Source organism: Chryseobacterium sp. AC417 (assembly GCF_979258215.1).
In genome coordinates this window covers 3,084,241-3,110,198 of record NZ_OZ409845.1, presented here as the reverse complement: position 1 = coordinate 3,110,198, position 25,958 = coordinate 3,084,241, and the positions used below count along the sequence as shown (strand labels likewise).

Here is a 25,958-nt window from a genome sequence, read left to right as displayed (position 1 = left end):
TCTATAGAGTTGAAACCATGACCTCAGAACAGGAATTTTTACATAAAATCGAAAAACATAAAGGAATCATTTTTAAGATTTCTAAAATGTATATGGATGATAAAAACGACCGCGACGATCTTTTTCAGGAAATAACTTATCAGGTCTGGAAAGCTTTTTCAGGTTTTAGAGGAGAAAGTGAATTTTCTACCTGGCTGTACAGGATCGCTTTGAATACGGCAATCGTTTTCTTAAAATCGGAAAAGAAAAGAAGCTTTATCAACAACGAAGATTTTACAGATTATAAAATTGTTCAGGATGAGTACGATCACGAAAAGGAAGAAAAACTTTCTGATATGTACAAAGCCATTAATCAATTAAATCCTATTGATAAGGCTTTTATTTTCTACTATCTGGAAGATTTTTCGGGCAAAGAAATCGCTGATCAAATGGGAATTTCTGAAGGAAATGTACGGGTGAAAATGAACCGCGCCAAAAACAAACTGAAAGATATCTTAAACTCAAAATAATGACCAACTTTTAAAATCAAGACAATGAATATAGAAGATCTCAAAAATACATGGAATAACGATGTTTCAGACGAGACACCCGAAATCAGCATCGAGCATAAAAATAAAATCAATCTTCCGCTAGAGAAGATCAGAAAAAATATGAGAATGGAATTTTGGTCAACAATAGCAATACTTATTTTTGGGTTCGCTCTTGTTCTGGATTTCCGTTCCGGAAGCCCCGTTTAAATTTAAATTTTATTTGACCGTATTGCTGTTTTCAATGCTAATTGTCGTGTCATTTTTCTTTAGTAAGTTTTTTAAACTGTACAAAGATATCGGCAGCCCCATGCTGAAAACGTATGATTCTCTGAAGGATTTAATGTATCAGTTTGATCTGAATAAACAGTATTATCTTTCGTTTATACTCTCTTTCATACCATTTTTGGTGTGTGAACTGATTATTGTAATAGAATTTATTCCTCACCGCAAACCTTTAAGCAATTTGCAAACAGCAACAACGATTGTTTCTATGCTTGCAGTGGGACTTTTCGGACTCTATTTACTCGGAAAATACTGGTACAGAATTTTTTATGGAAAATATGTTCAGCAGATCGAAAATCTTTTGATTGAGCTTAAAAAATAAATTTTGAGTTTGATTTCGGGAGGTTTCGGCGAGCCAAAGGCTCGCCGAAACCTCCCGAAATCACTGTGTATAATATGCTGGAAATTCTCTCATGATAGAATACAAATCCCGCCATTCGAAATATCTCGGAGCTGCACTTTTCACATTTTCAAAACCTTGATCTTTAAAAAGTTTTTTTGTCCGTGTCACATGAAAATATTGTGAAACAACGAGGATGTGTTTAAATTTATATTTCTTCTGGAATTTTAAAGTATTTTCGACGGTTAATCTGGTGTTATCTCCATGGTTATCAACTAAAATTACAGAATCAGGAATTTCACTTTTGATCAGATATTCCTTCATTTTAGAACCTTCAAAAAATCCTTCTTTACCTAAACCTCCACTAACAAGAATTTTTTTGATGCGATGATTTCTGTAAAGTTCAATTCCGGTTTCCAGACGTTGTTTAAGCCTTTCAGACAACGTTCCGTCATCATTTACTTTACTTCCAAGAATTACAGCAATGTCCGCATTTTCACCACTATCAGACAATCCATCAGTGACGATGTAGATTGTATGAGCTAAAAACCAAAAGGTGATCAGAGCTACAATGATTTTTAAAGATTTAAATAAATTTTTCATCTTCCCGCAATTTACAGACTTTATTTCTTTGAAATTTACTTTTTATCCAATCTAATTCTATATATTAATTGATTTTATTTTTTGAAAATTTTAAAATAATTAATTAAAAAAAAGTAATGTTTAATGCTAATCGTCATATTAAAATCTGGTCACCATAAAACGTGCAGAAATTGATACATTTGAAATTACATACTATTAAAAAATGATTTATTTTATCTTCATTATTGCACTAATTGTTGTGCTCACATTCATCATAACTTCACAACAGGTTTTCGGTGCAGAACCCAAGGGAAAACGTCTGGAAAGAATGCTTCAGTCTGAACATTATACAAACAAACAGTTTCAGAATTTGAGCTTAACACCATCATTAGCCGAAGGATACAGCATGCCCAAAGTGATGTTTGATTTTCTTTTTGGTAAAAAAGACCCTTTTCTCAAACCTCATTACCAGGTGCCTGCAATTCACACTGATTTAAAAAATCTTCCGAAAAACGAAGATGTATTTATTTGGATGGGACATTCTTCTTATTTTATACAATCTGACGGAGTTTCTTTTTTGATAGATCCGGTTCTGAGCAGTTACGGCTCGCCCTTCAGGTTTTTTAATAAAGCTTTTGCAGGTTCAGATTTATTTAAACCGGAAGATATTCCTCATATTGATTATCTCGTGATTACGCACGATCATTATGATCATTTAGATTATCCCACTGTCAAAGCAATCAGATCAAAAGTTGAAAAAGTAATCATGCCTTTGGGAGTCGGAGCACATTTTGAAAGATGGGGCTACAATGAAAATCAGTTGATTGAAGAAGAGTGGGGTGCTTCACTTGAGCTTAAAAATGATATTAAAATCACTTTCACTCCAGCAAGACATTTTTCAGGAAGAAAATTCCATAGAAATAATACATTGTGGACTTCTTATGTGCTGGAAACGACGACAAAAAAAATATTTCTTGGTGGTGATAGTGGCTATGACACGCATTTTAAAATGATTGGTGAAAAATATGGACCATTCGACTATGCAATTATGGAAAACGGACAATACAACCCCGCCTGGAAATACATTCATGCATTGCCGGAAGACGTTATTCAGGCAAGTATAGATATTCAGGCGAAAAATATTATTCCGGTTCACTCCGGGAAATTTGCTTTGGCTCTTCATCCTTGGAATGAGCCACTTCAAAAAGTAACGAGTTTAGGAAAAGAAAAAAACTTACAGATTCTCACACCAAGAATCGGGGAAATTTTAGATTTAAATAAAAGCAATAACCATTTTCCAATCTGGTGGGAGTAGTTAATCGTGCCAGATTCCTTTATATCGTTTAGGATGATTTTCCAGTTGCTGTCTTACAAAATCGCATTCCGGATCGATCATTAAATCTTTTTCTTCGGCATAACTAACCAATTTATCCAATAAAAGCTTGGCGTATCCGTGACCTTCAAAATCTTTATCAATTTTGGTGTAGTAAACATTAAGGAGTCTTCCGTCAATAGAAATCGACATATAACCCGCTTTTTTATCATCTAATAATATCTGCAGTTCGTCCTGATAAGGTGATATTTCAAATTTTATATTCTCCATAATTTTTGAGTTTTTATATAGATATGATATTGTTAATTCTAAAATTACGAATTATAATAATAAGATGATTGTGTTTATATTGTTTTTAATATAATTTATATTTATTAAAAATTGAAAAATCAATGATTAAATATATTGAAGTTCATCCATAATAAAATCAACACTATAAGTCTGAAATTTTATGAAATGTTTTAAAAAATTACCACACATTTAATTACTCTAATAAGTTTTGCGAACATCTGTTTTTGATTTGGCATTAATATTGAAACTCTATAAGTAAGAAATCTTTAAAAGTGAAAAAAATGAAAAAAATATTAATAACAGCATTATTCATCAGTACTTTTAGTTTGGGATATGCGCAGTCAGATTACTACAACGATTATAGAAGAAGTGTAACAGATGTTAATTGGCAAACAGTAGTTTCCGATTTGTTACTTTCAACGACACAAGCCAATCAGTTGAACGCTCTGAATAGCAGATATAATGATTATAACGGCTGGAACAGAGTATATGCTAACAATCCTGACAGATGGACTATAGATCGTTATTCTGAATTGGAAAGAATCATGGGACGTGATAAATATGTAAAATTTAAAACTAAATATTACAAAGGAAAAAATCCTGTAGCAGTCTACAATCGTAACAAAAACAACGATAAAAGATACAAGCACATGGAGAAAAAGTCTAAAAACTACAAATCAAACGGTAAGGCCCATAAAAATAAGTAAACTAATATCTGTATATATATTATTAAAATGAAATGATTGTTCGAAAGTTCAGTCATTTTTTGTTTTTTATATTAAGTTATCATTTTACCTTTGCAAAGATAAAATCAGCCTGTAGATGGGCATACTTACCATGAAAATTCTTCAGTCAAAAAATCAGTTCATTGCTACCATATTGGCTTTTGCCGTAATTCCGATGTCGGGTTTGGCAACAGATATTTACTTACCGTCTATGCCAAGTATGGCTACAGAACTGCATCAGCCGGAAAGCAGCATTCAGCTTACGCTTTCTATATTTTTAATCAGTTATGGCCTTACCCAGTTTTTTGCAGGAAGTGTTGTAGATTCATTCGGGAGGTTTAGAGTTTCAGCGATTTCTTTAGCGTTGTTTGTGGCGAGTTTTCTGATAACTGCTCTTACCAAAGATATTATGGTGATTTACGCTATGCGTGTTTTACAGGGTATCTTATCAGGATTTGCGGTCGTTTCGAAGCGGGCATTTTTTGTTGATGTATATGATGGTGAAAAACGAAAACACTATTTAAGTATCATGACCATTGTTTGGTCAGTCGGGCCTATCATTGCACCATTTATTGGTGGTTATCTTCAGAAATTATTCGGATGGCAATCTAATTTTTATGTTTTAGCAGGCTACAGCTTAATATTATTGATTTTAGAATTAATATTTTCAGGTGAAACCTTAAAAATTAAAAAGCCTTTCCAATTTAATGCAGTACTCAAAGAATACGATTTGATGTTCAGAACCAAAGATTTTTTCTACGGAATGTTGATGTGCGGAGTAAGTTATGCAATGGTGATTTTCTTTAATCTCTGCGGCGCATTCATCATCGAACATAAAATGGGGTATTCTGAGGTGGTTGCCGGTTACGTCTCATTGATTCTTGGTTTTGCATGGATGACCGGTGGCTTTTTAGGAAAAGCTCTCATTGAAAAAGCATTTTTACCCAAAATTCGTTATGCTAATTTTATCCAGATCTTTTTAATTGTGATGATGATTTTCTGCTCTTTCTTTCTGAATAATATTTACACTTTAGTTGCATTTGCATTCGTTATTCATGTGACGGCAGGTTTCATTTTTAATAATTATTTTGCGTACTGCATCGGAAGATTTCCAAATTCTGCAGGTGTTGCGGGGGGCTTAACAGGTGGAGTAGCGTTCATCATCACATCAGCAATCAGCTACGGAATTGTCGCAATCATTAAACCGGAAATTCAGCTTCAGGTGGCGGAAGGATATTTCGTTTTGGGAATTTTAGGCCTTATAATTTTAAGTATCACTAAATTAAGAAAAGCACACGCATGATTTTTAGGAATTATTAATTTGCACTAAATAAAAAATCCAAGAAAACATATCTTAAAAATTTTAATCAGAATTACAATGTCAAAAATAGAAATCGCTTGCTTTAATCAAGAATCTGCCATTATAGCCTTCGAAAACGGAGCCGACAGAATAGAACTGTGTGACGGACTTAGCGAGGGAGGAACAACCCCGGATTTTAACATTACAAAAGAACTTAGAGAAAAAATAAATATCCCAATTTTTGTAATGATTCGTCCTCGTGGTGGAAATTTTACATATTCTGATGAAGAATTTGAACAGATGAAATCAGATTTAATTCAATTAAAAACTTTAAAAGTTGACGGTTTCGTTTTTGGAATTTTAAACGAAAATGATGAGGTTAACGCACAACAAAATAAAGAATTGGTTGAATTGGCAAAACCCTATCCGTGTACATTTCACAGAGCTTTCGATCGTGCAAAAGATTTAGAAATAACCTTAGAAAAAGTCATTGAATGTGGCTTTAAAACGATTCTGACTTCCGGTCAGAAGCCCAACGTTTCCGAAGGAAAAGAAAATTTAAAAAAACTGGTAGAATTATCAAACCGAAGAATTGAAATTCTTGTAGGTGGCGGTCTGCGTTCCACAAATGTTGAAGAACTCAGGGAATTTACCAAAGCAGAATATTTCCATTCTTCTGCGATTACGGATGGGGGTGCTTTCGCAAATGCCGATGAAATAACAACATTAAAATCCAAATTGAAGTAAACTGTCATATTTTGAGTAAAATCTAAAACCGGTCACACAATTTTTCTCTCTCAATCAAAATCCGTATTTTTGTGCATCTAAAAAGTATATGAAAGAAATGAATTCCTACAAAAATCCATTGGAAGAGCGCTATTCCAGTGAAGAAATGTTATTTAACTTTTCTCATAACAACAAATTCCGTACATGGAGAAAGCTTTGGATCGCTTTGGCTGAAATTGAAAAAGACCTTGGTCTTGACATCACAGACGAGCAGATTGCAGAGTTGAAAGCCAATGCCGAAAACATCGATTACGATAAGGCAGCAGAGTATGAGAAGAAATTTCGCCACGATGTCATGGCTCACGTTCACACATACGGAGATGTGGCGCCTTCAGCAAAAGGAATTATCCATTTAGGAGCGACTTCGGCGTTTGTAGGAGACAATACAGATTTAATTCAAATCCGTGACGGACTTTTAATTCTAAAGAAAAAATTAGTCAACGTAATGAAAAATCTTGCTGATTTTTCTATTCAATATAAAGATTTACCGACTTTAGGATTCACTCACTTCCAACCCGCTCAGTTAACGACCGTTGGAAAAAGAGCGACACTTTGGTTACAGAGTTTGGTTTTGGACATTGAAGAGCTTGATTTCTTCTTAGAAACATTAAGATTCAGAGGGGTTAAAGGAACTACAGGAACGGCTGCAAGTTTCTTGGAGTTATTCAACGGAGATTATTCTAAAGTTAAACATTTAGATAAAGAATTATCAAAAAGATTCGGTTTCGAAAAAGTTTTCGGAGTTTCCGGACAGACTTACGATAGAAAAATCGATGCAAAAGTGGTGGCTTTATTAGGAAACATCGCTCAATCTGCTCATAAATTTACAAACGATTTACGTCTTCTTCAAAATCTTAAAGAAGTTGAAGAACCATTCGAAAAAAACCAAATCGGTTCATCAGCAATGGCTTACAAGCGTAATCCAATGAGAAGCGAAAGAATCGGAGCGTTGGCAAAATACGTAATGTCTTTGACGACAAGTTCTGCAATGGTTGCTTCTACACAATGGTTTGAAAGAACATTGGACGATTCTGCAAACAAAAGATTGACCATTCCACAGGCATTTTTAGCTGTCGATGCAATTCTATTGATTTGGAATAATATCATGAACGGTATCGTGGTGTATCCGAACAGAATCAACAAACATATCGAAGAAGAACTTCCTTTTATGGCGACAGAATACATCATTATGGAAGAAGTGAAAGCTGGTGGCGACCGTCAGGAAATCCACGAAGTAATCAGACTTCACTCGATGGAAGCTTCCAAACAGGTTAAAGAAGAAGGTAAAGAAAATGATTTGATTGAAAGAATTTTAAATGATCATTCTTTAAAGCTCGATAAATCAAAATTAAAAGAAGTTTTGGATCCTAAAAACTTTATTGGTTTTGCACCCATTCAAACGGAGGAATTCATCGTCAATGAAGTTCAGCCAATTCTGGATGCAAATAAAGATTTGATAGGATTAGAAGCTGATCTTAAAGTATAAATTTTATGCAGTCTTTGGGCTGCATATTTTATTTGAAAACTTTAAACAAATAATATTCCGTAGGAATAAAATCTGTGTAGAAAATATATCGCTATAAATACGCATTTCTTAGGAATGCTGTCTTTATAAGAAAAATAAATCTAAATAAAACTGACATCTAATGTCTCAAAACAAAAGAATTTTCGTAGAAAAGAGAGGAATTTTCGATGTAGAAAGTCCAAAAATTTTTGATGAAGTAAAAGCGGTGGTTTCGTCGGTCAAAAATGTGAAAGTGTACAATGTGTACGATATTTTCAATTTGAATAATGGTGAATTCGAAAAGGTGGTCAACAGCACTTTCGTAGATCCGGTTACCGACATTTTGCACGAAGACAATCCGGGCAAAGGGATCTGTTTTGCAATGGAATTTTTACCTGGACAATACGACCAACGTGCAGATTCTGCACAGCAATGTATTGCTCTGCTAACTGAAAATGAGAAATCAAAAGTAAGAAGCGGTAAGCTCATCGAGTTTGAAGGCGTTTCTGAATCTGATTTGGCAAAAATCAAAGATCTTCTCATCAATAAAGTTGAATCTCAGGAAAAAGATTTAACCATTTTAAATATTCCTGCTGATGAAATTCCTTCTAAAGTTTTAATTCACGATAACTTTATTAGCTATACAACTGAAGAGCTTACCAGCTTTTACAATTCTCACGGTTTTGCATTAGGGTTAGATGATTTAAAATTCATTCAGGAATATTTTAAAACTGAACAGAGAAATCCTACGGAAACGGAACTTAAAGTTTTGGATACGTATTGGAGTGATCACTGTCGCCATACAACGTTTGAGACAGAATTGTCAAATATTGAGTTTGAAGGACAATTTAAACATACATTGGAAACCATTTTCAATGATTATATCGAAAAAAGAAAATTCTTAGGACGCGAATTGAAACCAATTTCCTTAATGGATTTGGCAACTGTTTGCGGAAGATATTTCCACAAGACAGGCAACTTGGAGAACTTGGTTGTTTCAGATGAAATTAACGCTTGTACCATCCAGATCGAAGCTGAATATGATGGTAAAAAAGAGCCATGGTATTTATTATTCAAAAATGAAACCCACAATCACCCGACGGAAATTGAACCTTTTGGTGGTGCTTCTACTTGTTTAGGTGGAGCAATCAGAGATCCTTTGTCCGGACGTTCTTACGTTTTTCAGGCGATGAGATTGACGGGCGCTGCTGATGTTTTGGAACCTGTAGATCAAACATTACCGGGGAAATTGCCTCAAAAAACCATCACAAAACAGGCTGCAAACGGATATTCTTCTTACGGTAACCAAATCGGTTTGGCAACTACAATGGTTTCCGAAATCTATGATGAAGGTTACAAAGCAAAAAGAATGGAAGTCGGTTTCGTTACCGGTGCTGTTCCTGTGGATTGGGTAAGACGTGAAAAACCTTCAACAGGGGATTCTATTATTATTTTAGGAGGTGCAACAGGTCGTGATGGTGTTGGCGGTGCAAGCGGAAGTTCAAAAGAACAAGACGAAACCTCTATCCACACGATGAGTTCTGAAGTTCAGAAAGGAAATGCCGTTGAAGAGCGTAAAATCCAGAGGTTATTCAGAAATCCTGAAGTGACCAGACTGATTAAAAAATCAAACGATTTCGGAGCTGGTGGAGTTTCTGTCGCTATTGGTGAAATCGCTGATTCTTTGGAAGTTAATCTGGATGTTTTGCCATTAAAATATGAAGGTCTGAACGGAACCGAGCTTGCTATTTCTGAATCCCAGGAAAGAATGGCGGTTGTAGTTGAACCAAAAGATAAAGAGCAGTTTATCAAATTCTGTGAAGCTGAAAACATTGTAGCTGTGGAAGTTGCAAAAGTGACAGATTCCGGAAGAATGCATATGTTCTGGAAAGGCGATAAAATTGTTGATCTTTCAAGAGAATTTCTTGATACCAATGGCTGTTCTAAAAGCCAGGAAGTTAAGATTACCCATCTTAATGAAGTGAATGAAGAAACTCAGACTTTTAACGAAGAAAATTTCTTAAAAATCTTAGCTGATAAAAACGTTGCTTCTCAAAAAGGTCTATTGGAAATGTTTGATTCATCCATTGGTGCGACTACGGTTGCGATGCCTTTAGGTGGAAAATATCAGCAGACTTTGATGGAAGGAAGTGCACAGACATTACCAATTTTAGGAGCGAAAAATATTGAAACGGTTTCTTTTGCAAGTTGGGGATTTGATGCAGAAATTTCAAAGCAAAACTCACTTTTAGGAGCTTCTTATGCGGTAGTTGAAAGTGTGGCGAAAATCGTAGCAATGGGTGGCGATTACAAAAATATCAGGTTAAGTTTTCAGGAATATTTTGAGAAATTAGGTCAGAACCCTGAAAAATGGGGTAAACCTTTGGCTTCTCTTTTGGGAGCTTATGATGCTCAGATGAACCTTGGTTTAGCCGCTATCGGAGGTAAAGATTCAATGAGTGGAACGTATCAGGATTTGAATGTTCCGCCAACATTGATTTCGTTTGCTTGTGCTAACGGAGAAAAGAAAAATGTGATCTCCCCGGAATTTAAACAGGCAGGAAATAAACTGTATTTCTTCAATCATATTCCTCAGGAAAACGGACTTCCAAATTATGAAAATCTAAAAGCTGTTTTTGAATTGATTTTCGAAAATATAAAAGCCGGAAAAATTGTTTCTGTAAAGACAATGAAAGAAGGCGGGGTTGCTGTTGCACTGGCAAAAATGAGTTTCGGAAACAGATTGGGAGCTGAAATTACGGTTGGTGATAAAACTTTATTAACTAAAAATGTAGGTAGCTTAATCATTGAAGCTACTGAAGAATTAAGTTCCGTTGATCTTCAATTGATCGGTGAAGTTAAAGATCATGATATTTTGAAAATCAATAATTTGAGTTTCGAAATTGAAAAATTACTTGAAGCAAATACCAAAACATTTGAAAATCTTTTTTCAACTATTGAAAAAGAAAAAATAACCGTTGAATTGGATTCAAAACTCAACTCAATCAACCCAAGAAATATCACTATTAAAAAACACGGAATTGCTCAACCAAGAGTTTTTGCACCTGTTTTCCCGGGAACAAACTGCGAATACGATACACTGCATGCATTCCAAAAAGAAGGTGCATTGGTAAGCAGTTTGCCGTTGATTAATATTAATCATCATTTGCTTGACGAAAGCATCGATGCGTGGGTGAAAGAAATTAAACAGTCACAGATTTTAGCATTCTCAGGAGGGTTTTCCGCAGGTGATGAACCGGACGGTTCTGCTAAGTTTATCGTGAATGTCTTGAAGAATGAGAAGATGAGAAATGCCGTTCACGAATTGCTCGACAGAGACGGAATGATCATTGGGATTTGTAATGGTTTCCAGGCGCTGGTAAAGTCAGGTTTGCTGCCTTACGGAAGAATCAAAGATTTGGATGAAAATTCTCCGACATTGGCACACAATGCAATCAGAAGACATATTTCTCAAATGGTTAATGTGAAAGTATTGAATGACGAATCACCTTGGTTAAAAGGAATGAAAGATCAGGTTTTCACGATTCCTATTTCTCACGGTGAAGGTCGTTTTATGGCTTCGCAAGAAGAAATCCAGAAGTTATATGAAAACGGACAGATTGCTACTCAATATCTGGATTTAGATGGAAACATCGCTCACGGAATGCCTTTCAATCCAAATAATTCTTTGTTCGGAATCGAAGGAATAACGAGTCCTGATGGAAAAATCTATGGCAGAATGGGACATCCTGAACGTTTTGCTGAAGGCTTGATGAAAAACATCCCCACTGCAAATTACCACAACATATTCAAAAACGGAGTTGAATACTTCAGATAAAAATAACAATGAAATGGCTGTCATCAATGGCAGCCATTTTTCTGATTTATCAGGATTTTACGAAGAAGTTTCGACTATTTTGATGAAAGATACCGATTGGAAAGTTGGAACTTTAGATGGTTTTGACGATATCCTGTACGGATTTCAAGGAGAAATTATTTGGAAAGATTCTCAAAAGTCGAGAAAAGATTTAGGACTTGAAGCGACAAATGAATTTTACAAAAATAAAGTAAAGCAGGGGAAACCTTTCAACATAGAGCTCATTCAGCAAAAATTGGATGAATTGATTGCTGGAAAAGGACAAACTTTGTTTGATATTTTAATCGAAATCATAAAGTCACACAAAAATATTATCTTGGTTTTGGAGTAAGCTTATTTTTAAAAAATCAGCCCAATGTATTTCCAATATACAAAAACTCCCACAACGATAGATGCTACTGCAATCAAAGTGACGGCTCCTGCAGAAATATCCTTAATGAATCCAATTCTTTTATCAAATTCCGGTTGAATAATGTCGCAAATTTTTTCAATTGCTGTGTTGAAAATTTCAGCACTTAAAACTCCAATAGAAACCGTTAAAACCAAAACAGTATCAATGCTGGACAGGTTTAAATAAAAAATTAAAAAAATATTTGCCAGTAAAGCCACCACCTCAATCTGGAAATTTCTTTCAGATTTCAGCATCATGAAAATACCACGAAAAGCGTTCATGAAACTTTTATAAACAGGAGGTTTTCTCATTTTAAAAAGATGTTCGGCAAAGATAGTCGGAATAAATAATTTCACGAAAAATAAAATTCTTTTTTGATAGTTGTTAATAACTCGCTCTATTATTCTTTTCTATCTGTTTTCTATTTGTTATATTTGTAAAAACTTATTTTTAAATCTATGAAATTTATTATTTCAAGTGGTGAACTTCAGAAAGCATTGCAAACTGTAAGTGGCGTAATATCAAGCTCTCAATCGAGACCGATTTTAGAAAATTATCTTTTTGACCTTAATCAAAATGATTTGACCATTACAGCTTCTGATGGCGAAACAACTTTAATAACTTCTTTGGAGGTGAAGTCTGATGATGCGGGCAAATTTGCTGTTCCTGCTAAAATTTTTCAGGATTTTATTAAAACATACGGTGAACAGCCTCTTACGCTTGTTGTAAAAGACAACGCAGAAGGTACAGGGAGTCAGTTGGAGATTTTAGATGAGAAAGATAATTTCGCCGTTGCACTAGACAATGCAGACGATTATCCTGAGCTTCCGGAATTTGATGCTGCACAAAGCGTAACCATGCCTGCAGGAGTTTTATCCGAAGCTTTAACCAACACACTTTTTGCTACAAGCAATGATTCACTTCGTCCTGTAATGACGGGAGTTCTATTCCAGTTTGGAGAAAACGAAACCAACTTTGTTTCAACAGATTCTCACAGATTGGTCGTGTATAAAAGAACAGATTTGATGAATGCAGAGCCAATGGAATTCATCATGCCTAAAAAGCCGTTGAATATTTTCAAAAATATTTTGGCAAGTTCAAATGAAGACATCACAATCGACTTCAACGAGAATATGGCTAAGTTTACTTTTGGTAAACATATCTGGATTTGTAGATTAATTGACGGAAAGTATCCAAATTATACGGCAGTAATTCCTAAGGAAAACCCGAATGTTTTGACGATCAACAGAAATTTGTTGCTAGGAGCAATCAGAAGAGCTTCTATTATGTCTAATAAATCAACAAACCAGGTTAGATTTAAATTATCTGCAAACATTCTACATCTTCATGCAGAAGATACAGAATATGCAAACAAAGCAGATATGCAAATTCCTTGTGATTATAACGGTGAAGATATCAATATCGGATTCAGTTCTAAATTTCTAACAGAAATGTTGGGTATTTTAAGTGCAGACGATATTACAATGAAAATGTCTCAGCCAAACAGACCGGGAATCATCGAACCTCTTGACGGTCTTGAAGAAAATGAAAATATCTTAATGTTATCAATGCCGGTAATAGGATTGTAATATTAAAATTTAATAATAGTAAAAGAGGTTTGATTTTATCAGCCTCTTTTTTTGTTGTTTGAGGTCAGTTGAAAGGTTAAAAATTTCTCTGTTTCTCAAAAAAACACGACATTTGTAACTTGAAAAAATTCAAAATAAATTTTCAAAATTAAAGGATGAAAATATCAAATAACTGGCTGAAAGATTATATCAAAACAGAGCTGAAATCTGAAAGAATAGGAGAGTTTCTTACAGACATCGGTCTTGAGGTAGAAGGAATAGAAAAATTTGAAAGCATCAAAGGGAGTCTGGAAGGTGTAGTGGTAGGGAAAGTTTTAACCTGCGAAAAGCATCCGAATGCCGATAAATTAAATAAAACCACCGTAGACGTTGGAAACGGAAAAATTTTGAATATCGTCTGTGGCGCTCCGAATGTTGAAGCCGGACAAACTGTTCCCGTTGCTGTTGTTGGTACAAAAATCTATGATAAAACCGGAAACTTTTTTGAAATCAAGGAAGCTAAAATAAGAGGTGAAGTTTCGCAAGGGATGATCTGCGCCGAAGACGAATTGGGATTAAGTGACGATCACGGCGGAATTATGATTCTGGATGAAACCAAATATGAAGTTGGAAAGAATTTTTCAGATTATTTTGAATTAACAAATGACGAAGTTTTTGAAATTGGTTTAACGCCAAACAGAACCGATGCAATGTCTCATTATGGTGTTGCCAGAGATTTGTACGCTTTTCTTTCCACCAACCAGCAGAAAGGTGACTTTGAAAAAATAGCTTCTGTAGCTTTAAATAATGAAGGTACACACGAATTTACATTAGAGGTTGAAGATGCCGAATTAACGCCAAGATATATCGGAGCGGTCATTGAAAATGTAAAAGTTTCAGAATCTCCGTCTTGGTTGAAAGACAGATTGAAAGCCATCGGCTTGAGCCCGATTAACAATATTGTAGATATTACCAACTATATTCTTCACGGTTTTGGTCAGCCGCTTCACGCTTTTGATGCCGATAAAATTGCAGACAAAAAAGTGAAAGTAGGCACTGTTGCTGAAGGAACAAAATTCACGACTTTAGATGGTGTTGAAAGAACGCTGAACGGTTCTGAAATCATTATTAAGGATGGACAAGACAACCCAATGTGTATCGCCGGAGTTTTCGGAGGTGCGAATTCCGGAGTTTCAGGCGAAACAAAAACTATTTTCCTGGAAAGTGCTTATTTTAATCCGGTTGCAGTAAGAAAAGCTGCTAAAGCTCACGGTCTGAATACCGATGCTTCTTTTAGATTTGAAAGAGGAGTAGATCCTAATATTACGAGAACTGCCATTACTCATGCGATCAAAATGATTCAGGATTTGGCCGAAGGACAATTGGTTGGAGATCTTTTGGAAGAATATCCTAAGAAAATTGAAGATAATTATGTCATCATCAGATTCTCGAAAATCGAGCAGATTTTCAGGAACGAAAATCCACAGAGAGAAAGTAAAAGAGATTTTAAAAGCACTTGAAATTCAGGTTCTTAATGAAATTCAGAATGGGTTTGAGATTTCAGTTCCTGCTTACCGAGCTGATGTGACAAGAGAAATTGATGTCATTGAGGAGATTTTAAGAATTTACGGATACAATAAAATTGAAGCTCCGCAAAAGATTTCTTTCACGCCTGTAAAATTGAATGCAAAGGATCAGGACGAGCTGGAAAACAGTTGGGCGAGAACATTGCAGGGCTTAGGTTTCAATGAAGTGATGAACAACTCATTAACTTCGGTTAAAGATGAAACTGACGCCGTAAAATTATTGAATCCGTTAAGCAATGATTTGGCATTCATGAGAAAGTCTTTATTGGAAGGACTTTTACAAAACGCAATCTATAACATCAACAGGAAAAATCAGGATATCAAATTCTTCGAATTTGGAAAGATTTATCATAAAAAAGAGAAGTACGAAGAAAGAAAGCAATTGGCTATTTTAGTAAGCGGAAGAAATGTTTCTGAAAACTGGTTACAGCCAAAATCTACAACAGATTTCTACAACTTAAAAGCATTCGTAAAAGTTTTATTAGAAAAATTATCTGTTAACTACAAAGAAGTTGCTTTGTCTGATGACAGGTTTTCTGATGCTTTGGCATACGAATCTGAAGGTGAAACTTTAGTGAGAATTGGTAAAGTTGCCCCTCAGATGCTGAAAGATTTTGATATTGAGCAAGATTGTTTCTATGCGGAAATCGAATTGGAATTAGCTCAGAAATTACGTTTCAATAAAGAGTTGAAATTTAATGATATTCCGAAATTCAACAAAATCAGAAGAGATCTGGCGTTGTTGATAGACAAAAATATCACCTATCAGGAATTGTATCAAACGGCAAAGAAGAACAAATCTCCATTCATCAAAAATATCAATTTATTCGATGTTTATGAAGGCAAAAATCTTCCTGAAGGCAAAAAGTCTTATGCGATGAGTTTTGAATTATTAAATGAGGAAAAAACACTGGAAGAAAAGGAAATTTCTGCAGTAATGGATTCTTTGATTAAATCTTTTCAGAAAGAATTCAATGCTGAATTAAGGTCATAATAAAATATTTTTTATACAATAGAAACGGACATTTGTCCGTTTTCTTTTTTTAAACTAACAATCAATGAAATCACTTATAGTCTTTCTTTCTCTATTTCTTTATGCTTCTTTATATTCCCAAAATAGTGAACTAATCAATAAAGAATTAATCAACTATTATGAAGCAGTAAATATTGCAGAAGATAAAATAGTAAGTAATGATTTAGACAGTGCGGATTTTTATTACCAAAAGGCATTTATAAATTTTAAGGAACCTCATGCAAATGATTTGTATAACCACATGGAAGTGTTGTTAAATAAAAAAAATTATGAAGATGCTTTTAAACATTATCATTCTTTAGACTGTATGAAGTATAAATTTGAAGAAAATTTTCTTTCGAATTTTCCTAATACTGAAAAATATAAGAAAACGAATTGTATAAAGAAATTTGATGATAGTTACCGAAAAGATTTGGATTCTTTATTTAAAATAGATCAGCATTATAGAAAAATTTCAGGAGGAAATTATGCGAACTATAAAAAAGAGATTACAAAGAATGACAGTATTGCAAGCACTAAACTTTTAGATTTAATTCAAAAAAAAGGATTTCCTAATGAATATGATTTGGGCTTAAGTTCAGCAAACTTAGTTTTTTTTCAAAATTTTTATTTCATCATTTGGCACCAGTTATCCAGTAATATTTATAGTCCGCAGGTTGCCAATTTCTCAAACGAAATTATAAGAGCTTTAAATAGAGGAAAAATTACTCCCGAAAACGCTGCGTTTCTCTTAGATTTAAATAATGGAACTTCGAATTATAACAGCAGGCATTTCGAGATCATACAATTCTTAAAAAATGATGGCAATCTTGAAACACCTCACGATAATGTAGAAAAAATGTTGGAAAAAGTTGATTGTTGCTATGTACATGAATGGTTCTATCCTGAGAAGAGAGGAGAGAAAGGAAATAGTCTGGTCAAAAACCTTAACGAAAAACGGAAGAGTATTGGAATGAGCACTTTAGATCAGAATCTTAGAAAGAAAGTTTTTTTACTCAATAATAGAAATTATAAAATGGGTCAAGCAAATTTAGTAGGAATGAATTTCCAGAAAGATGAAGATGCTGAAAATCTTAAAAAGCATTTTATTAAAATTAAATAGTTTTCCGTAAATTTGGTTTAAATCAGAAAAGCAGAATAAAACAGATGTTAAATTCTTCTTTTTAAAAATGAAATCTAAAAATGAAAAAGATCTTTTTAAGTTTGTGTACGGTTGCAGTTTTGGCATCGTGCGGAACAATGTCAAATACTACTGCTTCAAAAGTGGGGAAATCTCAGCCATCAATTGCCAATACAAAATGGACTTTAGCGGATAATGTGAAAGGTAAAACACCAACGTTGAATATTGATGGAGCGAAAGTTAACGGAAATGGAGGATGCAACAGTTATTTCGGAACATTATCTACAGATGCTGCTTCAGGAACTTTTACAGCATCTCAATTGGGTTCTACCAAAATGGCTTGTGAGAATATGAGTGTAGAGCAGAATTTCATGAGTATGATGGGGAAAGTAAATAAATATGTGGTTTCCGGAAATACTTTAGAATTGTATCAGGATAATCTTTTATTATTGAAATTTAATAAAGCTGAATAAAATAAAAAAAGGAACTCAATTTTGAGTTCCTTTTTTTATGAGTAAAAAATTCTTATTCTTCGTCCTCTTCGTCGTCGTATTTTGCCAACTCTTCATCACACCATTTGAACGCCGCTTCCACTACTTTTGTAGCCTCATCTGCCATGGTTTCTTCATCGTCGCCTTCTAAATCATCCAACCACTCAACTTCTTCTTCCTCAACATTCAATATGAATCTTGGATATTCTGTATGAACTACAAATAAATCTTCAGGAAATTCCGAATTGTCTGCTAATAAAAACTTTGGTAATTTCATTTTTTTAATGTTTAAACTTTCTCAAAGATAAATAAAATTATTGGTATTTGTTCTTGTCAATTTTAATTTTTTGTAAAACTTTATGCTTTGTCAGGGTCGTTTTTTGTAAAGTATCTGAAGGTTTAGAAGTCAGTGTCATATTAGAATTTACGGTGCTGATGAGCTCTGCAATCTGTACTTTTTCTAAATTTTTTTCTTCGATCACATAGAATTTTAGCGGAATGTTATACAGCTTTTCCTTCTTTAGATATTCGGTAACTATTTTTCTGTTTTCAAGATAATTTCCTGTGGATAACCATGTAAAAAGTGCTCCTGAGCAGAGACTCAAAATTCCGATCAGATAAACTTTTTCACCGAAAATGTTAAACAATTTACTAAAATAGATCAGCCATAATCCGATAATGAATGGTGCTAATAATCTGTAATCCAAGGGATTTACGGGATAGAAATACTGTACAAAATAAGAACATACAATTCCGCAAATTCCAATGAATATGTAAAAGATTTCAGTTTCTGATAATTTATATTTGATGAAGATATAACCGATCATCAGTATGTTTAAAAATCCGATTCCATAAATTACGTAATTTATTTTTCCGCCGTTAGGATCTGAAATATGAATGAATGGATTAAAAGTAGTGGATAATCCCTGAAAGAATTCAATCAACAGTTTTGAAGTAGGATATAAGCCGATAATGAGTGAATCTTTTACATAATTTTCGTTGAAATAATCTATGTAGAAAAATTTAAATAAAACGACAAATGCAAAACCTAAAGTTCCCGAAATAATAAATACCGAACTGTATCTTTTCTTCCAGAAAACCAACCCGAACAAACCAGTCGCACCGATGATGAATAGAGAACTGTAGCGGATATTGTAGAGAATAATGAGCAAAAATGAGAGATAAAATATCCCTTTCCATTTTGATAATTTTTCTGTCAAAACCAAATGAGATGCAAACAAAAATATCACAACGAAAGGCAATATGAGCGCTTCACTCATCGTAAATGAAAATATCGACAGGAAGCTAAAAAGAGAACATACGATGACCGATTCTCTGAAATAAAATTTTTGCTTCCATGTGATAAAAATGATCAAAAGAAATCCTAAAATCCCAACAATTTTGCTGCTCCAAAATTCATCAGTCCCCAGAAAAGTAAAAAACTTTATACTCATAGGATATCCTGCCGGAGTTGTCGTATTATCTATTTCCGGAAAAACATGAGCAAATCTTAGAAAACGTATAGAATCGGGATTCACACGACCTTTTTCATTCAATAAAAAACGTAAAATGGTCATCATTAAAGTGATGATGACCATTGTTATTTGGATGTGTTTTTCTTTAAATTTTATTAAGTTTGCAGACATTATCTGATAGATTGCATGGGTTTTTCAAATTTATAACTCAAACGCAGACAAGTTTATTTTGAAAACATTTTTGCTACTTTTTCAGCTTTTTTACTTTCAGAATAATCGTAAAAACCTTCTCCTGACTTTACTCCTAATTTTCCTGCCATAACCATGTTGACTAACAATGGATTTGGAGCATATTTTGGATTTTTAAAGCCATCATGCATTACATTTAAAATCGCCAGACAAACATCAAGACCAATAAAATCTGCTAACTGAAGAGGTCCCATCGGATGAGCCATGCCTAATTTCATTACAGTGTCAATTTCTTCCACTCCTGCAACGCCGTTGTAAAGCGTTTCGATAGATTCGTTGATCATCGGCATCAAAATTCTATTGGCAACAAATCCCGGATAATCGTTTACTTCAACAGGAACTTTACCCAGATTTTTACTCATTTCATAAATAGTATCAAAAGTTTCTTTTGAAGTAGAGTATCCTTTGATGATCTCAACCAGTTTCATAATCGGAACAGGATTCATAAAATGCATTCCGATCACTTTATCTGCTCTTTTGGTGGCTGCAGCAATTCTGGTAATAGAAATTGAAGAAGTATTTGTAGATAAAATACAGTTTTCAGGTGCAAACTCATCCATCTGAGCAAATATTTTCAGCTTCAGGTCTTGATTTTCTGTTGCTGCTTCCACCACTAAATCTGCATTGGTTACAGCATCTTTAAGCTCGGTAAAAGTTTTTATGTTGCCTAAAGTTTCTGTTTTTTGTTCTTCAGTAAGGTTTCCCTTTGCAATTATTCTGTCAAGGTTGGTGGTAATGGTTTTCACTCCTTTGTCGAGAGCATCCTGAGAAACATCTACTAAATGTACACTATAACCGCTTTGTGCGAAGGTGTGTGCAATACCATTTCCCATGGTTCCGGCTCCGATAACTACAATGTTTTTGATCATTTTTATTATTTAATTAAATTATATTTATAAACAGTCAGGTTTTTAATTGACGACAATTTTGCTTTGGTAACGAGCACCGAAGAATCCACATTCACCATTCCGTCACTGCCTTGGTTTCTTTTGGTATTTTGTGAAGCTATAGCTGTCTTAAGTCCCCTTATAAAACTGGTTTTTTGAGTTTTTGAAAGAGGATCAAGACCAATGTACAGGTTAAATTCGCCTTCTCTTCCCAATCCCGATTGTTGAAGAACTTCAAGAGTTTTTGTTTTGTTCTTTTTTTGAAACTGTGAAATATAGCTCATAACCGGCGCAGTTGAGGGTGTTCCGCAACAAATGCTTGAATAACTTACCTGCAGATAATGATCGTTTTTCTGAGCCAAAAGAAAAGTGCTGCAGAATAAAAGGAGTATTGAAATTATATTTTTCATAGATGAATGTATTGTTGATGAGGAATTCAGTTATGTGATTTCATAGCCTAAAAATAAGCTTTAAAATTTACTTATTAAAATCATCCCAAACTGCTTTCGAAATATCTGAGATTATTTTACAGTTTACCGCATCAGATTCTGTGGAATTGCTTACAAATACGGCAATTGCGTAATGTTTTCCGTTGGGTAAGGTTACAATGGCAATTTCGTTTTCAGCACCCGTTAATCCCGCATCGTTTTTACCTGAAGCTCCCGTTTTTCTGGCTACCGGAGTGTTTTTTGGAAGCTGCTCTACCAATTTGTTTTTTCCTGTGGATGTCGAGAGCATTACTTTCATCAGATAATCTGTTGATTTTTTGGAAAGCAATTTTCCGTCATAGAATTTTTTTAAAACATCTACGGCAGAATGTGTTGTGCTGTAATTTTCATACTGCACTTTCCAGTCTTTGTGCATTTCGGCTTCATTGTATTTGATCTTAAATCCTTTTACCCCTTTAGAATCCATAAATTTCTGAACAGTTTTGGTTCCACCCAGCAATTTCAGCATAATATCACAGCCATTGTTATCACTTTTGGCAACAGTAAATTCCAGAATTTCACTCAAAGGAACCTCAACGCCACCGTTGGGATATTGATCCCGAAGCGGAGACCAGGTGTTTTCAAGCAAATTAGATTTGTCAAGGTAAATTTTTTGGTCTAATGACAGTTTTCCCTGATCAACAAAATCAAGAACTGCTGCTGCAATATGAAATTTAAAAACACTCTGCATAGGAAGTTTTCTGTCTGCATTTCTGTTATAAATAAAGTTGTTTTCAAAGCCTAAAACCGAGACTCCGACAGTTGCTTTTTTATTGAAAAGAATTACATTGATTTTATTATGTAAGTTCAATTTTTGACCAAAACTGAAGATTGAAATCAAAAGAAAAATAAGTCCTGTTTTTTTCATATTAAGCGTTTAAAAAATCCTTCTGGAAAAGAGAAGGATTTTAAATTATTTTAAAGGTTAAATTTACACCATCCTGCCCACACCCATAATCATTATACCTAGGAATATCAGAATATAAATACCAAAGACTATGATCGTCAGAATCCCGATAAACTTGTAATGAGATTTTAAATATTCAAAAGATTTTGTAAGATTTGCCTGATTATTTGCTTCGATAGCAAATTTCATATTTGAGCTGAATTTATAAAGATAATTGATAGGGATGAAATACAGTGCCGCAAAAATTAAATAGAAAAGCGCAAAAAAAGCTCCTCCGCCCATTGGTAGCATGCTGTTGTAAGAGCTCATAGAAGCTCCGGAAATCAGCATAAAAATAGCTGCTAGCACCATAAAACCGATTCCGATATAGCCTAGAATTGCTAAAAAAGCAGTCCATTTTGCAGCTTCTTTAAGAAAAAGTTTTCCGGCATTACTGATTCTTAATTCATCAAATTGTTCAAAAGGAGATTTTGTTTCCATGTAATATTAATTTTTCAGGAAAAATACTTAAAATAATTTAAATTCTGCAAGGTGTGATATGAGTTTTAGAAAAATAAATCGAGTTCACGTTTAAAGTATTTATTTCAATTCAAAAGAATTGATGTTAATACCATCGTTTTCGAAATAAATCCTGATTTTATTTTCTCCTTTTTTTAAATTAATCCTTTTTGTAGAAGCGGTTTTCCAATTTTCATTTCCTCCTGTGGACTTTAACGATAGTGTTGCCATTTGCTCTCCTGAAGTATCTTCAATCCTGATTTTTCCGTCTTTACTGCTTGCATATTGTATGTTTAAACTATAAGCTTTATCTGTTTTTGAATTGATTGTGTACTGAAGCCATTCTCCACTTTCTGTTTTTCCAACATAATATTGGTTATCTTTTGTCTTATAAATATCAACACCGTCATTTCTGAACTGATTTCCAGAATTCCATTCTGATCTTTTTGCGGGATCACTCACCCAAAGATTAATGAAATCTTTATCCTGATAAGCAGAACCTATTCTGCCCAAATCATAATCTGTTGCATAGATTTTCCCAGGAATCTGATGATTTTTGAATGATTTTGTTGATGCATCAGCTGTTTGTCTGAACATCGCATCAATAACATCATTTTTTATTTCAACATTGCTGAATTTATAATTCTCAGCGATATTCATCAGTGTTTTTTTAGCAAATTCGTTTGATGGTTTTTCGCCTCCGTTTTTCCAGTAATCTAAAAGTTTTTGATATTCAGGGGTGATTTTTACATTGGTTATTCCTGCAATATTGTCGATTTTTTTCATTGGCCAAAAGGCGTAACCAATATTATGCTGATCCAGAAGCTGGATTAATTCTGTAAACCAGACGTTTGAATTTTCCCCTGTTTCGCCCAACCAGATTGGCATATTGTATTTTTCTCTGAGGTTTAAAGCAAATTGTAATGTTTCATCATTATTATAATTCCAATATTTGTGGAAACTGAATGCCATATTGTTATCCCAAATCGGAATGAGTCCGTTATAATTATTTCCCCACCCGTTTCCTTCAAGAAAAATGATGTGTTTTTTGTCAACTTCACGAATGGCTTCTGTAATTTCTTTCTGCAGTTTCCAAAGTGGTGCGTTAGACATTTCGTCAGTTCCGTTTGGGTTCTTTCCGGTAAAGTTGATATTCGGTTCGTTGATTAAATCATAACCACCAATCCATGGCTCATCTTTGTATCTTTCTGCTAGTTTCTTCCAAAGAGCAATGGTTTTTTTCTGATTTTCTTCGTTGTCCCAAAGTGACGGTTTAGACTTGTCATTGTCAGAAATATTGGCATCATTTCCCTGTCCGCCGGGAGCAGCGTGAAGATCCAGAATCAAATATATTTTATTGTCTTTACACCATTTCAATAAATTATCAGTCATTTTAAAACCTTCTTCCAACCAGGTGTTCTGACCTTTTACTGATTCTTTTTCAATGGGTAAAGTATAGAGATTATAGTGCATCGGAAGTCTTACAGAATTGAATCCTGACTTTGCCAAAAAATCAATATCGGCTTTCGTAACTCCGTTTCTGAGATATGCTTTGTAGAAATTTTCCATTCCTTCCTGACCAATCAGTTCTGTAATTTTTTCTTTAATTTTAAATTGCGGCCCGGCAAAATCTGCAGTTTTCAGCATATAGCCTTCCTGTAACATCCAGCCTCCAAGTCCTAACCCTCTTAACTGAATATTTTCACCTTTATCATTAACGATCTTTTGTCCGTCAATCTTCAGTAATTGTGATGTCCCAAATTGAGACAATAAAAGTGCGGACGTTAGAATTACTTTTTTCATAGGTTTTATATTTTAAATATTAAGGGAGATTTTTAAGGTTGAATTTTTAATGTAAACACAAATGTATTTAAATATTATTAAATTAAATATAAAAATTCTTCTCTGAATATCAAAGAAGAATTTATTTTACATAAGATTGAATTGCTATTCTAATTATAATGAATCAGCTGATTAATTTCATAATCTCCAAAGCTACTTTCAATGCTTCAGTCCCGTCTTCCAAAGAAACTTCAACATTTTTATTTTCTAAAATAGCATCTGCAAACGAATTAAGCTCGTCTAAAATCGCATTATTAGGCTGAATATTTGGATATTCAAATAAAATCTGGTTCTTCTCACCTTCCGCATTTTCGATAATCATATCAAACGGAGTAGGATTTTCCGGAGCATCTTTCATTCTGATCACTTCTGCTTTTTTCTCTAAGAAATCTACAGAAACATAAGCATCTTTCTGGAAAAATCTGCTTTTTCTCATTGCCTTCATAGAGATTCTTGACGTCGTCAAATTGGCAACGCATCCATTTTCAAACTCGATTCTTGCATTGGCAATATCCGGACTTTTACTTACAACACAAACGCCGCTTGCGTGAATGTTTTTCACTTTAGATTTTACAACACTTAATAAAATATCCAGATCATGTATCATTAAATCCAAAACTACGGAAACGTCTGTTCCGCGCGGATTAAATTCTGCCAAACGGTGAATTTCAATAAACATCGGATTCTGAATATAATCTTTTGCCCCGATAAAAGCCGGATTGTATCTTTCAACGTGTCCAACCTGTGCTTTTATTCCAAATTCACGGCATTTGTAAAGAATTTCTTCTGCCTGTTGAAGCGTTTGGGTAACTGGTTTTTCAATAAAAAAGTGAAGACCTTTTTCAATGGCTTTCAAAGCATAATCGTAATGATAAAGCGTTGGAGTCACAATATCCAGCATTTCAATCTCACTCAGCAACTCTTCCAGATTTTCAAAATATTTGTAACCAAATTCGGCTTCCAGTTTTTTACCGTTTTCCGCATCTTTATCGTGGAAACCTATAAGTTCGTATTTATCAGACTGATTCAGAAGTCGTAAATGTATTTTTCCCAAATGTCCGGCTCCCACCAAACCTGCTTTCAACATAGTTTTTAATTTTTGTAAATATAGTAATTTTAGGTATTCGGAAACAGATGATAGGTTTTAGGTTGATCAATAGCGATTGTTTTGCTATTTTTGTGAGAACTCTATTATCAAGACTCTAAAAATTACTCAATAATAATGCAGGATTCATTCGCACATAAAGGAAAAAGAAAAATTTTGGTTGAATATCTTCGTCAGAGAATCGGTATCTCAGACGAAAATGTACTTTCGGCGATGAATGAAGTTCCGAGACATCTTTTTATAGAAAGTATTTTTGAAGACTTTGCGTATGAAGATCGTGCATTTCCTATTTTGGCACATCAGACGATTTCGCATCCTTCAACGGTTGCCGAGCAGTCTGAACTTCTGCAATTGAAAGCAGGCGAAAAAGTGCTTGAAATTGGAACCGGCTGTGGATACCAAACTGCCGTTTTACTGGCAATGAAAGGATTGGTATATACAGTTGAAAGACAGAAAGATTTGTTTGATTATTCGAAGAAAAAATTCAGAGAACTGCATTTGCACCCAAAGTTTCAGAGTTTTGGAGACGGTTTTTCAGGATTACCGACTTTTGCCCCTTTCGATAAAATTATTGTGACTTGTGGAGCGGCAGTTTTACCTATCGAATTATTAAAACAATTAAAAGTTGGCGGAAAAATGGTGATTCCTTTGGGGCCTACAGACGAGCAGGTTTTATTTAGATTTACTAAAGTCTCGCCTACAGAAATTGAAAAAGAAGAATTCGGTGCATACAAATTTGTTCCGATGTTAAATAATACAAACCAATAG

25 protein-coding genes and 1 pseudogene are annotated in these 25,958 nt (G+C 34.2%); 15 read left to right on the top strand and 11 right to left on the bottom strand.

Annotated features, from left to right (window positions below; translation table 11 throughout):
• The first annotated feature begins 17 nt into the window (after positions 1–17).
• From ACZZ9T_RS14775 to ACZZ9T_RS14765, 3 genes are all read left to right on the top strand, one after another.
• Entirely contained in the window at positions 18–509 is a 492-nt protein-coding gene (locus ACZZ9T_RS14775) for an RNA polymerase sigma factor (protein ID WP_463442719.1), read from the top strand.
• Between the two features lie 24 nt (positions 510–533).
• The gene (locus ACZZ9T_RS14770) at positions 534–737 is read left to right on the top strand and encodes a hypothetical protein (RefSeq protein WP_463442718.1); all 204 of its coding nucleotides are present in this window, start codon (positions 534–536) and stop codon (positions 735–737) included.
• Between the two features lie 100 nt (positions 738–837).
• Positions 838–1,134, top strand: a complete 297-nt coding sequence (locus tag ACZZ9T_RS14765) for a hypothetical protein (RefSeq protein ID WP_463442717.1) — start codon at positions 838–840, stop codon at positions 1,132–1,134.
• Positions 1,135–1,194: 60 nt separating this feature from the next.
• Here the strand turns inward: ACZZ9T_RS14765 and ACZZ9T_RS14760 are convergent, their stop codons facing one another.
• A complete protein-coding gene (locus ACZZ9T_RS14760) occupies positions 1,195–1,755 on the bottom strand; it encodes a YdcF family protein (RefSeq protein WP_463442716.1) in 561 nt (186 codons plus the stop codon).
• Between the two features lie 202 nt (positions 1,756–1,957).
• Here ACZZ9T_RS14760 and ACZZ9T_RS14755 point away from each other — a divergent pair, with 202 nt between their 5' ends.
• A complete protein-coding gene (locus tag ACZZ9T_RS14755; RefSeq protein WP_463442715.1) occupies positions 1,958–3,049 on the top strand; it encodes an MBL fold metallo-hydrolase in 1,092 nt (363 codons plus the stop codon).
• Here the strand turns inward: ACZZ9T_RS14755 and ACZZ9T_RS14750 are convergent, their stop codons facing one another.
• Complete coding sequence (locus ACZZ9T_RS14750) at positions 3,050–3,337, bottom strand: GNAT family N-acetyltransferase (protein WP_463442714.1); 288 nt, start codon at positions 3,335–3,337, stop codon at positions 3,050–3,052.
• 302 nt (positions 3,338–3,639) lie between these two features.
• Between ACZZ9T_RS14750 and ACZZ9T_RS14745 the strand changes: the two genes are divergently transcribed.
• From ACZZ9T_RS14745 to ACZZ9T_RS14720, 6 genes are all read left to right on the top strand, one after another.
• Positions 3,640–4,065 (top strand): hypothetical protein, encoded by a 426-nt coding sequence (locus tag ACZZ9T_RS14745; RefSeq protein ID WP_463442713.1) that lies wholly within the window; start codon positions 3,640–3,642, stop codon positions 4,063–4,065.
• 115 nt (positions 4,066–4,180) lie between these two features.
• Positions 4,181–5,386 (top strand): MFS transporter, encoded by a 1,206-nt coding sequence (locus ACZZ9T_RS14740; protein ID WP_463442712.1) that lies wholly within the window; start codon positions 4,181–4,183, stop codon positions 5,384–5,386.
• Between the two features lie 75 nt (positions 5,387–5,461).
• Entirely contained in the window at positions 5,462–6,130 is a 669-nt protein-coding gene (locus tag ACZZ9T_RS14735) for a copper homeostasis protein CutC (RefSeq protein ID WP_463442711.1), read from the top strand.
• A gap of 97 nt (positions 6,131–6,227) precedes the next feature.
• The gene (purB, locus tag ACZZ9T_RS14730; RefSeq protein ID WP_463442710.1) at positions 6,228–7,655 is read left to right on the top strand and encodes an adenylosuccinate lyase; all 1,428 of its coding nucleotides are present in this window, start codon (positions 6,228–6,230) and stop codon (positions 7,653–7,655) included.
• Between the two features lie 160 nt (positions 7,656–7,815).
• Positions 7,816–11,511, top strand: a complete 3,696-nt coding sequence (locus tag ACZZ9T_RS14725; RefSeq protein WP_463442709.1) for a phosphoribosylformylglycinamidine synthase — start codon at positions 7,816–7,818, stop codon at positions 11,509–11,511.
• A gap of 13 nt (positions 11,512–11,524) precedes the next feature.
• The gene (locus ACZZ9T_RS14720; RefSeq protein ID WP_463442708.1) at positions 11,525–11,881 is read left to right on the top strand and encodes a barstar family protein; all 357 of its coding nucleotides are present in this window, start codon (positions 11,525–11,527) and stop codon (positions 11,879–11,881) included.
• A gap of 8 nt (positions 11,882–11,889) precedes the next feature.
• On the opposite strand, the gene ACZZ9T_RS14715 is transcribed toward ACZZ9T_RS14720, so the two are convergent.
• Positions 11,890–12,252, bottom strand: a complete 363-nt coding sequence (locus ACZZ9T_RS14715) for a diacylglycerol kinase (protein ID WP_463442707.1) — start codon at positions 12,250–12,252, stop codon at positions 11,890–11,892.
• 147 nt (positions 12,253–12,399) lie between these two features.
• Between ACZZ9T_RS14715 and dnaN the strand changes: the two genes are divergently transcribed.
• The 4 genes and pseudogenes from dnaN to ACZZ9T_RS14695 all read left to right on the top strand — a co-directional run bounded on the left by dnaN (position 12,400) and on the right by ACZZ9T_RS14695 (position 17,721).
• The gene (dnaN, locus tag ACZZ9T_RS14710) at positions 12,400–13,530 is read left to right on the top strand and encodes a DNA polymerase III subunit beta (protein ID WP_463433459.1); all 1,131 of its coding nucleotides are present in this window, start codon (positions 12,400–12,402) and stop codon (positions 13,528–13,530) included.
• A gap of 155 nt (positions 13,531–13,685) precedes the next feature.
• Positions 13,686–16,089 (top strand): annotated as a pseudogene (gene pheT / locus ACZZ9T_RS14705) (phenylalanine--tRNA ligase subunit beta).
• A 64-nt stretch (positions 16,090–16,153) separates the two neighbouring features.
• Positions 16,154–17,230 carry a hypothetical protein gene (locus tag ACZZ9T_RS14700; RefSeq protein WP_463442706.1) on the top strand — a complete coding sequence of 359 codons (1,077 nt, stop codon included), beginning with the start codon at positions 16,154–16,156 and terminating at the stop codon, positions 17,228–17,230.
• A gap of 80 nt (positions 17,231–17,310) precedes the next feature.
• Positions 17,311–17,721 (top strand): META domain-containing protein, encoded by a 411-nt coding sequence (locus ACZZ9T_RS14695; protein WP_463433455.1) that lies wholly within the window; start codon positions 17,311–17,313, stop codon positions 17,719–17,721.
• A gap of 52 nt (positions 17,722–17,773) precedes the next feature.
• Here ACZZ9T_RS14695 and ACZZ9T_RS14690 read toward each other — a convergent pair whose 3' ends face one another.
• The 8 genes from ACZZ9T_RS14690 to ACZZ9T_RS14655 form a co-directional block, all read right to left on the bottom strand.
• Positions 17,774–18,016 (bottom strand): hypothetical protein, encoded by a 243-nt coding sequence (locus tag ACZZ9T_RS14690; RefSeq protein WP_129536633.1) that lies wholly within the window; start codon positions 18,014–18,016, stop codon positions 17,774–17,776.
• 37 nt (positions 18,017–18,053) lie between these two features.
• Complete coding sequence (locus ACZZ9T_RS14685) at positions 18,054–19,385, bottom strand: hypothetical protein (protein WP_463442705.1); 1,332 nt, start codon at positions 19,383–19,385, stop codon at positions 18,054–18,056.
• A 53-nt stretch (positions 19,386–19,438) separates the two neighbouring features.
• Positions 19,439–20,329, bottom strand: a complete 891-nt coding sequence (locus ACZZ9T_RS14680; RefSeq protein WP_463433803.1) for a 3-hydroxybutyryl-CoA dehydrogenase — start codon at positions 20,327–20,329, stop codon at positions 19,439–19,441.
• An 8-nt stretch (positions 20,330–20,337) separates the two neighbouring features.
• Positions 20,338–20,760 carry a hypothetical protein gene (locus tag ACZZ9T_RS14675; RefSeq protein ID WP_463442704.1) on the bottom strand — a complete coding sequence of 141 codons (423 nt, stop codon included), beginning with the start codon at positions 20,758–20,760 and terminating at the stop codon, positions 20,338–20,340.
• Between the two features lie 67 nt (positions 20,761–20,827).
• Positions 20,828–21,706, bottom strand: coding sequence for a CGA/CIA family class A beta-lactamase (bla-A, locus tag ACZZ9T_RS14670; protein ID WP_463442703.1), 879 nt, complete (start codon positions 21,704–21,706; stop codon positions 20,828–20,830).
• 63 nt (positions 21,707–21,769) lie between these two features.
• Complete coding sequence (locus ACZZ9T_RS14665) at positions 21,770–22,225, bottom strand: hypothetical protein (RefSeq protein ID WP_463442702.1); 456 nt, start codon at positions 22,223–22,225, stop codon at positions 21,770–21,772.
• A gap of 99 nt (positions 22,226–22,324) precedes the next feature.
• A complete protein-coding gene (locus ACZZ9T_RS14660) occupies positions 22,325–24,046 on the bottom strand; it encodes a cellulase family glycosylhydrolase (RefSeq protein WP_463442701.1) in 1,722 nt (573 codons plus the stop codon).
• A 163-nt stretch (positions 24,047–24,209) separates the two neighbouring features.
• Positions 24,210–25,172, bottom strand: a complete 963-nt coding sequence (locus ACZZ9T_RS14655; RefSeq protein WP_463442700.1) for a Gfo/Idh/MocA family protein — start codon at positions 25,170–25,172, stop codon at positions 24,210–24,212.
• Positions 25,173–25,307: 135 nt separating this feature from the next.
• Here ACZZ9T_RS14655 and ACZZ9T_RS14650 point away from each other — a divergent pair, with 135 nt between their 5' ends.
• On the top strand, positions 25,308–25,958 hold the full coding sequence (locus tag ACZZ9T_RS14650) for a protein-L-isoaspartate(D-aspartate) O-methyltransferase (RefSeq protein ID WP_463442699.1): 651 nt from the start codon (positions 25,308–25,310) through the stop codon (positions 25,956–25,958).

Excerpts from the sequence above, each read along its gene's own strand:
- ACZZ9T_RS14745 (WP_463442713.1), top strand. The coding sequence starts at position 3,640 with ATGAAAAAAATATTAATAACAGCATTATTCATCAGTACTTTTAGTTTG.
- ACZZ9T_RS14685 (WP_463442705.1), bottom strand. The coding sequence starts at position 19,385 with ATGTCTGCAAACTTAATAAAATTTAAAGAAAAACACATCCAAATAACA.
- ACZZ9T_RS14700 (WP_463442706.1), top strand. The coding sequence starts at position 16,154 with ATGAAATCACTTATAGTCTTTCTTTCTCTATTTCTTTATGCTTCTTTA.
- ACZZ9T_RS14665 (WP_463442702.1), bottom strand. The coding sequence starts at position 22,225 with ATGGAAACAAAATCTCCTTTTGAACAATTTGATGAATTAAGAATCAGT.
- ACZZ9T_RS14770 (WP_463442718.1), top strand. The coding sequence starts at position 534 with ATGAATATAGAAGATCTCAAAAATACATGGAATAACGATGTTTCAGAC.
- ACZZ9T_RS14765 (WP_463442717.1), top strand. The coding sequence starts at position 838 with ATGCTGAAAACGTATGATTCTCTGAAGGATTTAATGTATCAGTTTGAT.
- ACZZ9T_RS14690 (WP_129536633.1), bottom strand. The coding sequence starts at position 18,016 with ATGAAATTACCAAAGTTTTTATTAGCAGACAATTCGGAATTTCCTGAA.
- ACZZ9T_RS14740 (WP_463442712.1), top strand. The coding sequence starts at position 4,181 with ATGGGCATACTTACCATGAAAATTCTTCAGTCAAAAAATCAGTTCATT.
- ACZZ9T_RS14775 (WP_463442719.1), top strand. The coding sequence starts at position 18 with ATGACCTCAGAACAGGAATTTTTACATAAAATCGAAAAACATAAAGGA.
- ACZZ9T_RS14750 (WP_463442714.1), bottom strand. The coding sequence starts at position 3,337 with ATGGAGAATATAAAATTTGAAATATCACCTTATCAGGACGAACTGCAG.
- ACZZ9T_RS14715 (WP_463442707.1), bottom strand. The coding sequence starts at position 12,252 with ATGAGAAAACCTCCTGTTTATAAAAGTTTCATGAACGCTTTTCGTGGT.
- bla-A (WP_463442703.1), bottom strand. The coding sequence starts at position 21,706 with ATGAAAAAAACAGGACTTATTTTTCTTTTGATTTCAATCTTCAGTTTT.
- ACZZ9T_RS14760 (WP_463442716.1), bottom strand. The coding sequence starts at position 1,755 with ATGAAAAATTTATTTAAATCTTTAAAAATCATTGTAGCTCTGATCACC.
- ACZZ9T_RS14655 (WP_463442700.1), bottom strand. The coding sequence starts at position 25,172 with ATGTTGAAAGCAGGTTTGGTGGGAGCCGGACATTTGGGAAAAATACAT.
- ACZZ9T_RS14735 (WP_463442711.1), top strand. The coding sequence starts at position 5,462 with ATGTCAAAAATAGAAATCGCTTGCTTTAATCAAGAATCTGCCATTATA.
- ACZZ9T_RS14695 (WP_463433455.1), top strand. The coding sequence starts at position 17,311 with ATGAAAAAGATCTTTTTAAGTTTGTGTACGGTTGCAGTTTTGGCATCG.
- ACZZ9T_RS14650 (WP_463442699.1), top strand. The coding sequence starts at position 25,308 with ATGCAGGATTCATTCGCACATAAAGGAAAAAGAAAAATTTTGGTTGAA.
- purB (WP_463442710.1), top strand. The coding sequence starts at position 6,228 with ATGAATTCCTACAAAAATCCATTGGAAGAGCGCTATTCCAGTGAAGAA.
- ACZZ9T_RS14660 (WP_463442701.1), bottom strand. The coding sequence starts at position 24,046 with ATGAAAAAAGTAATTCTAACGTCCGCACTTTTATTGTCTCAATTTGGG.
- ACZZ9T_RS14675 (WP_463442704.1), bottom strand. The coding sequence starts at position 20,760 with ATGAAAAATATAATTTCAATACTCCTTTTATTCTGCAGCACTTTTCTT.
- ACZZ9T_RS14720 (WP_463442708.1), top strand. The coding sequence starts at position 11,525 with ATGGCTGTCATCAATGGCAGCCATTTTTCTGATTTATCAGGATTTTAC.
- dnaN (WP_463433459.1), top strand. The coding sequence starts at position 12,400 with ATGAAATTTATTATTTCAAGTGGTGAACTTCAGAAAGCATTGCAAACT.
- ACZZ9T_RS14725 (WP_463442709.1), top strand. The coding sequence starts at position 7,816 with ATGTCTCAAAACAAAAGAATTTTCGTAGAAAAGAGAGGAATTTTCGAT.
- ACZZ9T_RS14755 (WP_463442715.1), top strand. The coding sequence starts at position 1,958 with ATGATTTATTTTATCTTCATTATTGCACTAATTGTTGTGCTCACATTC.